General features: G+C 39.8%; 10 protein-coding genes and 1 pseudogene. 4 read left to right on the forward strand and 7 right to left on the reverse strand.

Annotated features, from left to right (window positions below; all coding sequences use genetic code 11):
• Positions 1-128: 128 nt before the first annotated feature.
• From BTR25_RS18610 to BTR25_RS18620, 3 genes are all read right to left on the reverse strand, one after another.
• Complete coding sequence (locus BTR25_RS18610; protein WP_075689547.1) at positions 129-1,043, reverse strand: carbohydrate ABC transporter permease; 915 nt, start codon at positions 1,041-1,043, stop codon at positions 129-131.
• Positions 1,044-1,061: 18 nt separating this feature from the next.
• Entirely contained in the window at positions 1,062-1,988 is a 927-nt protein-coding gene (locus BTR25_RS18615) for an ABC transporter permease (protein WP_083652467.1), read from the reverse strand.
• Between the two features lie 287 nt (positions 1,989-2,275).
• A complete protein-coding gene (locus tag BTR25_RS18620; protein ID WP_075689570.1) occupies positions 2,276-3,256 on the reverse strand; it encodes a LacI family DNA-binding transcriptional regulator in 981 nt (326 codons plus the stop codon).
• A gap of 393 nt (positions 3,257-3,649) precedes the next feature.
• Between BTR25_RS18620 and BTR25_RS18625 the strand changes: the two genes are divergently transcribed.
• Together BTR25_RS18625 and BTR25_RS26905 are read left to right on the forward strand one after the other, a co-directional pair.
• Positions 3,650-4,150 (forward strand): hypothetical protein, encoded by a 501-nt coding sequence (locus tag BTR25_RS18625; protein ID WP_075689549.1) that lies wholly within the window; start codon positions 3,650-3,652, stop codon positions 4,148-4,150.
• A 63-nt stretch (positions 4,151-4,213) separates the two neighbouring features.
• Positions 4,214-4,528, forward strand: a pseudogene (locus tag BTR25_RS26905) (transposase); the annotation flags it as partial.
• A 119-nt stretch (positions 4,529-4,647) separates the two neighbouring features.
• Here BTR25_RS26905 and BTR25_RS18630 read toward each other — a convergent pair.
• The gene (locus BTR25_RS18630; protein ID WP_075689550.1) at positions 4,648-5,430 is read right to left on the reverse strand and encodes a GNAT family N-acetyltransferase; all 783 of its coding nucleotides are present in this window, start codon (positions 5,428-5,430) and stop codon (positions 4,648-4,650) included.
• A gap of 248 nt (positions 5,431-5,678) precedes the next feature.
• Positions 5,679-6,713, reverse strand: coding sequence for a M14 family zinc carboxypeptidase (locus tag BTR25_RS18635; RefSeq protein ID WP_175596829.1), 1,035 nt, complete (start codon positions 6,711-6,713; stop codon positions 5,679-5,681).
• Positions 6,714-7,247: 534 nt separating this feature from the next.
• Between BTR25_RS18635 and BTR25_RS18640 the strand changes: the two genes are divergently transcribed.
• Both BTR25_RS18640 and BTR25_RS27750 read left to right on the forward strand, forming a co-directional pair.
• On the forward strand, positions 7,248-8,393 hold the full coding sequence (locus BTR25_RS18640) for a PstS family phosphate ABC transporter substrate-binding protein (RefSeq protein WP_075689552.1): 1,146 nt from the start codon (positions 7,248-7,250) through the stop codon (positions 8,391-8,393).
• Positions 8,394-8,619: 226 nt separating this feature from the next.
• A complete protein-coding gene (locus tag BTR25_RS27750; RefSeq protein ID WP_175596830.1) occupies positions 8,620-8,766 on the forward strand; it encodes a hypothetical protein in 147 nt (48 codons plus the stop codon).
• 518 nt (positions 8,767-9,284) lie between these two features.
• Here BTR25_RS27750 and manA read toward each other — a convergent pair.
• The gene (manA, locus tag BTR25_RS18645) at positions 9,285-10,244 is read right to left on the reverse strand and encodes a mannose-6-phosphate isomerase, class I (protein WP_075689553.1); all 960 of its coding nucleotides are present in this window, start codon (positions 10,242-10,244) and stop codon (positions 9,285-9,287) included.
• 117 nt (positions 10,245-10,361) lie between these two features.
• Positions 10,362-12,302: a PTS fructose transporter subunit IIABC gene (locus tag BTR25_RS18650; protein WP_083652465.1), complete on the reverse strand. Its 1,941-nt coding sequence runs from the start codon at positions 12,300-12,302 to the stop codon at positions 10,362-10,364.
• Positions 12,303-12,439: the final 137 nt, after the last annotated feature.

Genomic DNA, 12,439 nt, shown 5'->3' on the forward strand with positions numbered 1-12,439 from the left:
TGGATATTTTTCTTAATGGATCTAATCATTAGTACTGCCCCCTGTTTAGTAATATTTTTGGAAACCCCCGATGGTAAACGTTCAGTGAAAAAGTCCACCATCACCTCCCTAAACATAGATACCTTCTACTAACCTTTGATTCCGCCAATCATAACCCCTTTTACAAAGTACTTCTGGACAAACGGGTAGACAATTAATAGCGGAAGAGAAGAAACAATAATGACACCGTATTTGATTAGTTCAGATACTCGTTGTTTGGCTGCTAGGGAGTCCAGGTCACTAATCATCATGGTGGATGCCTGATTTTGAATTAAGATATTTCGTAAAATCAATTGCAATGGATATAGGTTTTCATTGTTCAAGTAGATCAAAGCATCAAAATAAGAGTTCCAGTGTCCAACGGCATAAAATAACACCATTACCGCTACAATCGGTTTGGATAGCGGCAGGACAATTTTCCAGAAGAATTTCACATCGTTACATCCATCTATTCTCGAGGCCTCTAGTAATTCACCAGGAATAGTAGACTCGAAGAATGTTTTCGCCACAATCACATTCCAAACCGCTACAGCCTTCGGCAGAATGAGTGCCCACATGGTATTGAGCAAACCAAGATTCTTAACAACCAGGTAAGTCGGAATTAATCCGCCTGAGAAAAACATCGTCATAAGGAATAAAAACATAATCGTATTTCTTCCGTACAGGTCCTTTCGGGACAGAGCATATGCAGCCATTAAGGTAAAGGATACATTGACAATCGTCCCAACCACTGTATAGACAATCGAGTTTTTATACCCAAGCCAAATCTTGCTGTCTCTAAGAATTCGTTCGTATCCTTCAAAGGTTAATTCTTTTGGTAAGAACCATACCTTTCCCTCGTAAATCATATTAGGATTACTTATGGATGCAATCACGATAAAGTACAAAGGATAAATGACTAATAGTACGATCATGGCTACTAGGAACACATTGATAACATCAAAAACCTTGTCTTCCTTTGTTCTTCTAGTATTTTTCTTACTATTTAGGGCCAATAAACTCATGTGTGCTGCACCTCCCTCTTACCACAGTCCTGTACCGGATAGTTTTTTCGCAAACTTATTGACGGACACTAACAAAATTAAGTTAATCACGGAATTAAACAATCCTACCGCGGCAGCAAAACTATACTGCGCCTGCTGTAAACCCATCTTATAAACATAAGTAGGAATAATCTCAGCTGCCGGCTGGTTCATGGGCGTTTGCAGCAAGTACGCTTTTTCAAAACCGATGTTCATAATGTTTCCGACATTTAAGATTAATAGAATAACAGCCGTTGGCATAATGGCTGGAATATCTACGTGTAAGATTCGCTTCCACTTACTGGCTCCATCCATTACCGCTGCTTCATGCAGCTCAGGACTTACGCCGGCGAGCGCCGCGAGATAAATAATCGCAGCCCAACCTGTCTCCTGCCAAACCCCTGAACCGATATAAAGGGGTTTAAACCATTCCGGTTTTGACATGAACGAAATCGGATCCCCACCAAATAACAAGATGATGTTATTAATCAGACCATTGTTTGAAAAGAAGACATAAATCATACCAGCTAATACAACCACTGAGATAAAGTGCGGTGCATACACCACGGTTTGGACAAACCGTTTGTATTTCTCATTTCTGATCTGGTTTAACATCAAGGCCAAGAAAATTGGGAGCGGGAAACCGACGATTAATTGGATGACGCTAAGTCCAAGAGTATTTTTGATCAAGGTCCAAAATTGGTAGGATTCGAAAAAACGTTCGAAATGTTTAAACCCGACCCAAGGACTGCCCATAATCCCTTTTGTTGCAACAAAATCCTTAAAAGCAATTAACACCCCATACATCGGGACATAGTGGAAGACAATAAAATAAACTAATGCGGGTAGGAGAAATAAATAGAGCTGATAATTCGTTAAAATCTTTTTTATGTTTAATCGCTTTTTCACCTGATTAGACGAATGCATAACTGGTTCTACCTTCCTAACTACTTCCATATCCCTTACCTCACTCCCAAACATAATTTGTTACAACTTTTGATCCTGCTTCAATTGAAGCGTTTCCATTTGAAGGTACAAAATATCTTCTAAATCAGTCCCTTTCTTCTTCTTCGGGTTTCGAAATGAAACGTTTCCACTTTAGGGTAAAAAAAATTTTCTACACTCAGGTGCTTTGTTGAAACGTTTCATTTTTTGATTAAAAAAGTTTTTTTCTAATGAAACGCTTCAACTTTACTTTTCTAAAGCCTTAAGGCTTAAGTCGTTTCTCCTTCTCTGTATACCACGGGGATTTGATAAATTTCTTTCTCCAATGTTTCTCCTTGAACCTTTCTTAATAAAAGTTTCACAGACGTTCGGCTCATTTCCTCGACCGGCTGCCGGATCGTTGATAGGATCGGATGAAACAGTTTATTGTCTTGAATTCCATCGTAACCGATGACTTTAACATTCTCTGGAACTTGATATCCATGCTTTTTAGCTCGATCTATATATTTGGCCGCAAGCAAATCTGTATTTGCAAAAACACCATCTACATTCTGGTGTTCCTTGTTATTGAAAAAATTCTCAAAAAATGTATCGTCCGAATAATCTCCATCACCATTCTCTTCATAGATGAGATATTCTATCCCTTGCTCCTTTGCCTCGTCAATAAATCCTTGTCTCCTTAGTTCAACTTCACTATAAGCTGAACTCGTAAGTCCAAGATACACCACTTTTGTAGCTCCTGCTTTCACCAGTTCTTGAAGAGCTATGCGCCCGCCCTGATAATTATCAGAAGTCACACAATTAATATTCTTATTATCAAAATGACGGTCAATACTGATAAAGGGAATATCCGTACTGACATTGTCATCAATGTCATTGTAGGTAATCCCGATAATGCCGGCAACTTTATTCTGACTGAGCATATCTAGGTAGTAAAGTTCTTTGTCTGGCCGTCCTCCACTATTGCAGAGCATTAATTTATAGCCTTCGCGGTCAAGCTCATCCTCGATATAATAAGCTAACTCCGAGAAAAACGGATGCCAGATACTCGGAAGTAATAGTGCAACCATTTTGGATTTTTGCATTTTGAAATTCCTAGCGACTTCATTCGGTATGTAATTCAATTGTTTGATCGCTTCATTTACTTTCTTTCGGGTTTCTGCCTTAACGGTTGGGTGATTATTAATGACTCGTGAAACCGTGCCAACCCCAACTCCTGCCAGTTCCGCTACATCCTTTATACTTGGCACCACAACTACCCTCCATCTATAAAATAAATTCCTGTAACGATGAATCCTCACCATTTTGGAAACGTTTCACTTTGTTCATACACACATCATATCACCACTTTGGAAACGTTTCAATATTTTTTTGAAATAGTTCACAGGGTACCCCTCACGGAAACATTCTTGAACTTCTTCTACGAGAAGTTCTGCAGGGGAATTAACGGTATATGCCTTGTTTGTTCTATTAAAGCGGAATGAAAATAGTCGAAAATTGAATAGGTAATTTATGACCTTTCCAACAGACGGAAGAGAGCAACAAGCTACTAATCTTCAGAGATAACTAATGGTGTGGCAAGCACTGTCTGGAAACCTTTTATAATGAATGATCGTCTAATCTAAAAAGGAGGTGCAATATATTTGACAAATTTTAACCCATTACTTGCTCTTGCTATATTTATGTCATTATTGTTGGTCGGCTGTAGCAATGACTCATTTGCTAACGTAGTAGCAAGCGAAAAGACGTTACCTTCTAATTTTCATGAGATAGCATTTGAAAGAGATTCAACACCATTTTTTCAATACTTGGTCAGAAAATCTGTCACCCGATCTGAATTCGAACAAACTTGGAACCTATATGGATTTGAAAATAAAATGCCAAACATTTACTTTAACAAGAAAGATATATTTTTTATTGGAGTTCTTGAGTCTGGAAGTTGTCCCTACACGATAAAAAATGTTGAATTAAGCCCTGACAATAGGACTATGAAGGTACCTTTAACAGAGCCAGAAGGAGCTTGTACTTCTGATGCAACGCCAAGAACCTTTGTAGTCCAAATCGATAAGAAAATATCCAAAGACATAGTGAACGTTGTCATTGTTCAAAGTGGGATAGAAACAAATGTACCGTTTGAAAACTAAAAAACAAAGGGAACCCTCCTATTTGGGGTTTCTTCTGTTTTCGTTAACAATAGTCACGGTCCCGAAGCAAGATTCAGTTACAATAAAGATTCTGATGAATGGTTTTGTGTAATCACCCCAGAGTTTTATGAATACAGTCAACACCAAAAGACCGAAGAATTTAAAGAACAATATAAGAAAAGAGCTTGCCAAGAATGGAAAAATGGCGAGCTGAAGAATTTTCACGGGCTAGATCGTGCCAAGGGGTACGGTCTAAAAAGCATGTCTTAACAAGCAAAATTAACTGCCTTAGCAGTTAATTTAAAGAGGATAGCGAAAATACCATCCTCTAAAATTCAATCAGAATTTAACTTTTTGATCGTTTTTAAACCACATTGACAAAAAATGATTTATATTTGGTAAAATTTATCGAGAATGAAGTTCTAAAAAGTGGACTTTTTCAGTGATCTCGGACGGTTCTACTGCTTCCTCAAGGAAGCAGTAGAACCGTCCCTGCGCTATCTATGCATGGTCCACATGCCAATATCTTTGAAGCCTAGTCGCTTGTAGATACGTCCGGCAGCAGGGTTGTCATAGAACAGGCACAGAGTTTTCCCCTCTGCTAATACGTCTTGAAAGAGTCTTTGCATGATAGCTGTTGCGAGTCCTTGGCGGCGATATTCTTTTTTAGTACATACACCGACAATCATCGCAGAAAGTGAGTTTTCCGCAGCGGTTGAAACACAAGCGGTTATCACGCCATTTTCTTCCGTATAGTAGGTTCTACCGGTGTTCGATTCCATGGATTGATGCAATATATCACGAGCATCACTTCTAAGTGTAAATTCTTCGATGCTGCCACGGAGTTCAATGATTCGGTCTACATCCACTACATCCGCCTTTTTTATCTCCAAATTAGTAGAGCCAAGATGTTCGTTAGTGAGACATTCAGCAAAGTAAGTCACTTGCTTTTTTCCAAGAACTAAATCATCAAATGCTTCAAACTTTACTACAAGCTCTGTTTTCCCAGAAAGATAAATGGGCTGATTATAATTTTTCATAATCGAAACAAATTCGTTAACATTAAAATCCCCTTTAGCATAGGGAATAAACGATTGATAGAAACGTAGAAGTACGGCTCTTATCTCTTCCTTCTCATCGAATTCTGCCCAAATCTCCTGAAAATCAGAATCATATCCAAATGCCTCTAGATCGCCAATAATAAATAAATTGATTGATGGCTCCTCACTTAAAAAAGAAAGAACCTGTTCATGATCCCTTTTAGTCATTTTTCTAATCATGATCATCTCCCCCTAATCTTGTTAATAGATTAATAAAAGTATATTTAAATTTCAATCTATTTTGTATGTTAGTGAGAAGACCACAATCAATTTTTTTGACTCATAAAAAAATCCTGAATAAGAACAACTAGGAGCCCCCCTTGGTCTTATATCTCAATTACGATTTAGGCAGCGTAAACTTGAACGGTGAAAATAAAAAGACCTGAGTCCATTGAAACATCGAACTCAAGTCTTTTAATCTGTTAATACTAATAACTATAATGCTGCTCAGGGAGCTGATCGTAAACAGCAGGATCGGCCGTTGAAATAGACCCGTTTGCAATTGCTTTTGCGGTAGCATCCATCGCCGTAAAGGCTTGCTTGATGAGATATCCGTTCGATTTTTGGCCAAGGACATACGGCTCGTACGAATGGTCTGCCATCCCGCGCATTTCAAACAGCATGACAGAGATTCCATACTGCAGTGCCATGGCATTCGAGGCAACGTTTATATTGGTAGATGGTTCATCATATTTCAGTACAAATCCCCAGCCCTTGGAATTTACACTTTCCAACAGGACAGTTGCAAGCTTCTTGGAACCTAGCAACACATCAGGATCAACATCTGGGTGATAAGGAGCCAGCACCGACCCCGTCGTTAACTTTCCAAAGTAATCCTCTTGAGTCCCTTGATGATGAAAATCAATCATATAATCAATATCGTATTTTTGGAGTACATTTGTATGCAATGCTTGTGTTTCAGGTGCCACTTTGTTCACATGGTCCCGGTTCAAGTCAAGTCTGTTTGCGTTAAACCGAGTCAAATGTCTTCCGCTCGCCATATAGTTGTCAAGCGAGAAATTCACATCGCCCATTGCTCCATCGGCATTTAACATAGGGACAATCAGAATATTGACGTTCTTAAGCATTTCCTGTGTTTGTTTCGAGTTTGAGCCAAGATGACGTATGTAATCCAGTGCTCCTTCTGTTGTTAAGGCTTCGTTCCCGTGCTGCTGAGTTAGAAAAAGGATAGTTGGGTTTTCTGGGTTAGACATGTACTTTGCAAGAAAAAGGTCTCGTCCTTTTACCGATTGGCCAATCACTTCGAGTTCCATTTGCGGCTGTCTATCCGCTTCCTTTTTTAGAAAAATAGCCATTTCATCATAGGTTGTCAGCATGGCCGTTTGCACCGTTTCGTTCCCATTGACATCCGGACCATTGCCAGCTGCAAACGATGGCGTAAGCCCCAAGCCAGAGCTTGCAATCACCGCGGACAATGATAGTGCGAGCACTTTTTTCTTCATGTAGATCTCCCCTTTTTAATAGAAAGTAACCAAGCATTTTTATTATACGGGAGGGTTTGCAATAATTTCCATATATTATGAAAATTCAGTTAATAAATGAGCTAAATTTACTAGATAGAGGGAGATAAGTAGACTAACAGACCAGCTTCCATCTACGAATTTTCCTTATCTTTTGCCTCATTGACGGTAAGGGGGCTAAGGTCTACTAAATTCTACTATCGATATTTCTGAAAATGATAATAGGACAAAACGGTGCTTTAGTAGAAGTGTTCTAAAACAATTTATAACCCCACTAACCCCCCCTTTTGCAAAATGAACTCTAGAAACAAAACAGAAATCTATTCTACAATCATTAAAAATCAAGCAATTCTAAATAAAACCCGGGGCGCGACAGGCACTTGTTTTGATATATATTAAGATCTAAATTTTTCTTTTCCTAATTGACCCAAATATCCAAAATCGTGTAAAATTACACTAAACGAAAAATAAGGTACATATTAAACAAAACAAAATGCCCACATTTAGGAGGACGGTATGAAAATTTTTGGTACGATACTGACGATTGCTGTATTTGGATTGTGTGGATTTGTAGCAACGATTATCGCAGCACTTTCAAGAGATGCAGAGTTTTACACGATTTTTATTCCAGCCTTAACCATCGGTTTAATCATTGCTGTGATTCTTGCAATCTATGGAAAACTCAAGAATAAATTGGCCAAAAATGCTGCAATTGCTTTTTTCGCGATAAGTGCTGTCTCGCTCACTGCATTTGAAGGCTTTCAAGCCTACGAAAAATCGCTAGAAGTCGTCAGCTCACAGGATGTAGATTTATCGGAGTACCGCCCTTTTGGAAAAAATACTAAAGCTGTTTCATTGGATGAACCTTCTTCTTTTAAAATAGAACACGACCTTCCATTGTTAGACGGGGCAACGGCTTTATATCCGGTTTATTCGGCCTTTGCACAAGCTGTTTATCCAGAAAAAGAATATCCACTATATGAAGGTGAGGTTGTTTCCAGCCAAACGAGCCATGCCTTTGACCGGTTATTAAAAGGAGAAGTGGATATCGTCTTTATTGCACCCCCCTCTAAAAGGCAAATGGAATTCGCGGAGCTACAAGGAGTAGACCTTACCTTGACCCCGGTTGGGAGAGAAGCTTTTGTTTTCTTTGTCCATGCTGATAATCCAGTAGACGAATTATCGATCAAACAAATTCAGGAAATTTATGCTGGTGAGATTACCAATTGGAGTGAAGTCGGCGGAGAGGATGAAGAAATCCGTGCGTTTCAACGTCCAGAAGGTAGCGGCAGTCAGTCTGCATTAATCAAGATGATGGATGGTATTTCATTAATGAATCCGCCTTCGGAAGATATTGCCTCTGGCATGGGGGGAATAATCAAAGAAACGACGAATTACCAAAATCGGAAAAATGCGATCGGTTTTTCATTCAGACATTTTTCACAGAACATGGTTGAGAACGGAAAAATTAAAAACATTGCCGTAGAAGGCATCCTGCCAACAAAAGAAAATATTCAAAACGAAACCTACCCCATCGTAGCAGAATTCTACGCCATTACAGCCGGCAGTGACAACCCTCATCTAAAAGCATTCATCGAATGGATGCAGTCCGAACAAGGACAAGAAATAATTGCCCAGACCGGCTACATCCCGCTTCAATGAATGCACAGGGACGGTTCTTCTGCTTCCTTCAAAGGAAGCAGAAGAACCGTCCCCATGAACTTTTACATAAGATTAACAATTGCTTAACATCTAGAAACAGTTAATTAACAATCGTTTAGTAATATATTTATAGCGGGGATAGCAGGTGTGGCTATCATGGTGTTTGGCGAAGGAGGAGCCGGCACTGGGATTCTTTTTACATATAGCTTTTATAAGGGGGATAACGATGCAAAAGACATTAGTTCAATACAATGATATGAATTATTTTCTTCTTTACCGATACTCCTCAGATTATTGCGAAATTCAAGACATAAATTCTCAATATAAAATTCTGCTCGTCCACTCTTCCGAAATTTCATTACTGCCATCATAGAGTAATCGTGTACACTGATAACTCCCACAGCTAAAGCCGTGGATTGTCAGCCAGTGCTTTACCCTCGAAATCCACCCCCTCCATATGATAGAAAGGAGCCCTGGCAACATGCCAATGGCTCCTTTCTATTCGGACAATCTCCACCCTTTGCTCACACTTTGTCCTTTCAACCCCTACTGTTGGTTAGTGGTATGACTGAAAAAGTTATACTGTCACCAGGGGAATGGTGATGTCCAACACCCGGATTCTCTTACTTATTTTCCACTCACCATTCGACTATTTTCTCTCCTCAAAAACAAATCAAAAGCCATTATAGCAAGTATATTCGCAAATTCAATCAAACGTTTGATTAGCTCAAAAATACTTAATCAAACGTTTGATTAACTGCAAGCAAACCCCTTTAGGAAAACGAACTCATGCTAGTTTTTATGAGCAATTTTTGTCGAGCAACAGTCACAGTCTTCGACTAGCAGTTCCTATAAAAACATGGGTTAAGTGAAGAAGAAGGTCCCAATGCACTACACATGTGAAACGATAAATTTTGCGTTTCCTTTAAGCTGGTATTCACGGATTCCGTAGGGTAGTACAAAGTGGGTGCCTTTTTCGATTGGGAATGAGTTACCGTCTATGGTGATGGTTGCTTTTCCCTCAACCACGCTTACTTGTAGAAAGTCCTTGGTTAATTCAAGGGATGCACTGCCGTTTAATTGCCAATGATAAACAGTGAAATACTGCTCTTCCACCAATTTCTTTTCTACTAAGTCACCCATCACTGTCTCTGTTTGTTCAACTGATGGATCCTGATGTGGAAAGGTAGTCACTTGAATCGAACGTTCTAGGTGTAATTCACGTGTATTGCCTGCCGCGTCTTTCCGGTCGTAATCATATACACGATAGGTGATGTCTGAGCTTTGCTGTGTTTCTAGGATAACGATGCCCTTTCCAATCGCATGAATGGTACCGCTTGGCACATAGACAAAATCTCCAGCCTTCACCTGAACTCGTCTTAACAGCTTGTCCCATTCACCTTTGTCCACCATCTCTGCTAATTCCTCAGGCTCTTTAGCATGGTGGCCTAACACAAGCTCAGCACCTTCTTCCGCACTTAACACATACCAGCACTCTGTTTTGCCATAAGGGACATTTTCCACTTCACGGGCAAACTGGTCATTCGGGTGCACTTGTACAGAAAGATCATCTGCAGCATCTAATATCTTCACTAACAATGGATACTCTTCCTGATTACCAGCCTTCTTTTTAAAAAGCTCTCCATGTTCGCACCAGGCATCCGCTAACGTTTTTCCAGTAAGAGGTCCATTTTTAATCATACTAGGGCCATTCGGATGTGCAGAAATCACCCATGCTTCACCTGTTTGGGCTGACGGAATATCATAATGAAACTCTGTTTTTAACTTCTGACCACCCCAAATTCTTTCTTGTAAAACAGGCTGTAAAAAAATCGGTTCATATCTATACATAGTAACCTCCAAATTTATACTCTTGTTCACTTTTATGAAAATACAGAGAAAAGAGAGCATAGCCGCTCTCTTTTTTCCAACATAATGGAAACCTCACATATTTAGTATACCAACCTATTAAATCGTTTCAAGAAGTTTGTAAGCTTCTTTCTTCGATGTAGCCTTTAATAATTGTTCTCTGAAGCTTTCATCCATAAGCTTTCTTGATAGCATTTGGAGAATTTTTAAATGTGAGTCCCCTGCTGCATTTTCTGGGACAGCGATCATGAAGATTAGTTTTGCATCTGTACGGTCTAAGCTTTTCCAATCTACTCCATCACGCTTGATTCCAAAAACGACTGCCGGGCGTTTGACAGCACTTGATTTTCCATGTGGAATCGCAATATTCATTCCAAGGCCAGTAGTACTTTGCGCTTCACGGTTTAAGATGGCTTGTTTGAAAGCTTGCTTTGAGCTTAGTACTCCAGTTGCATCTAATTTGCCAATTAACTCTTCAATCACATCGTCACGAGTACTACCCTTTAAATTCGTTTCAATTAAATCTATATTTGTAATATCCGTTAATTTACGGATTTCTACATGGAAATTCGTCGTTTCTACCTTTCCCAACGTTTCAGGTACATCCACTTCTGACACAGTTCCAACACCAGCGGCAACAGGTTCGCCTTCAACATCCTTCTTCAAGAATGTAACCATCAATGCAGTTACAATGACACCGACAATAACAGCTACAAAGAACATCACCACATTATCAACAGCACCTAAAACCGCTACAATCGGTCCACCGTGAGCCACTCTGTCACCAACACTTGATAGCATCGCAATAACAGAACCGACCATCGAACCGACAACAATACTAGGAATGACGCGAAGCGGATCTTGTGCTGCGAAGGGAATCGCACCTTCAGTAATCCCGAATAATCCCATTGTAAAGGACGCTTTACCTGCTTCTCTCTCATTCTGACGGAATTTACGTTTGTTAATAAATGTTGCTACTCCAAGGCCAATTGGAGGAATACAAATCGCAACCGCAATAGGACCCATGATGGAATAGTTCCCCTCAGCAATCATCGCAGAACCGAATAAGAAAGCTACCTTGTTGAATGGACCTCCCATATCAACGGCAATCATCGCACCCAAAATTATCGCTAATAAAATCGAACTCCCACCCTGCATACCAGCAAGGAACCCAGTAAGAGTTTCAAACACTGATGCAACCGGAGCACCGATCACAAAGATAAAGAGTAATCCAACAATCACAGATGAGAAGATTGGAATGAAAATAATTGGCATAACCGGCTGAACCGCTTTTGGCACTTTAATTTTCTTAATCGCCAAGGCCACATAACCTGCTAAGAAACCGGCAATAATCCCACCAATAAACCCGGCACCTGCTTCACTTCCATAAAAACTGCCGTTTGCTGCAATATAACCACCAATCATCCCTGGTACAAGCCCTGGACGGTCAGCTATACTGACGGCAATAAAACCGGCCAAAATCGGCACCATAAACATGAACGCCGTGCCGCCAAGTTTTTCAACCTGCTTCCAAATTGAATCATCTGGAATCACAATTCCACCTGGTGTTTGTTGGCCGCCAAGTGTTAACGCAAGGGCAATTAACAATCCCCCTACGACAATGAATGGTACCATGTAGGATACACCACTCATTAAATGCTTATAAATTGGGTTTTCTTTTTGTTTACCTGTTTTACTGCCACTAGTTGCAGCTGCTTCTGGTTTATAAATAGGAGCGTCTCCGTTTTGAATCCGTTTAATCAGTTCCTCTGGTTTACGAATCCCGTCCTTCACACCCGTAACAATCACTCTTTTACCAGCAAAACGCTCTTTCGGAACATCCTTGTCTGCCGCGATAATAATCCCGTCTGCTTCAGCAATATCTTGATCCGTTAATTCATTTTCCACACCAATTGAACCTTGTGTTTCTACTTTTATATCGATACCCAACGCTAGGCCTGCTTTTTGTAGATTTTCAGCAGCCATATACGTATGGGCAATTCCAACTGGACAAGCGGTAACCGCTAATATCTTCCCCATCATACTCTCCTCCATCTTTTAAAAAATAAACGAAGTAATCGCTTACTTATATACTACCTTGGCTCTTGTCCAATAAAATAATTTCTTTTTACCGTAATTTGCGGTAAAAAAATTTTTATTCGCTAAATGCGAAAAAA

Source organism: Bacillus sp. MRMR6 (genome assembly GCF_001940785.1).
Taxonomy (GTDB): domain Bacteria; phylum Bacillota; class Bacilli; order Bacillales; family Cytobacillaceae; genus Neobacillus.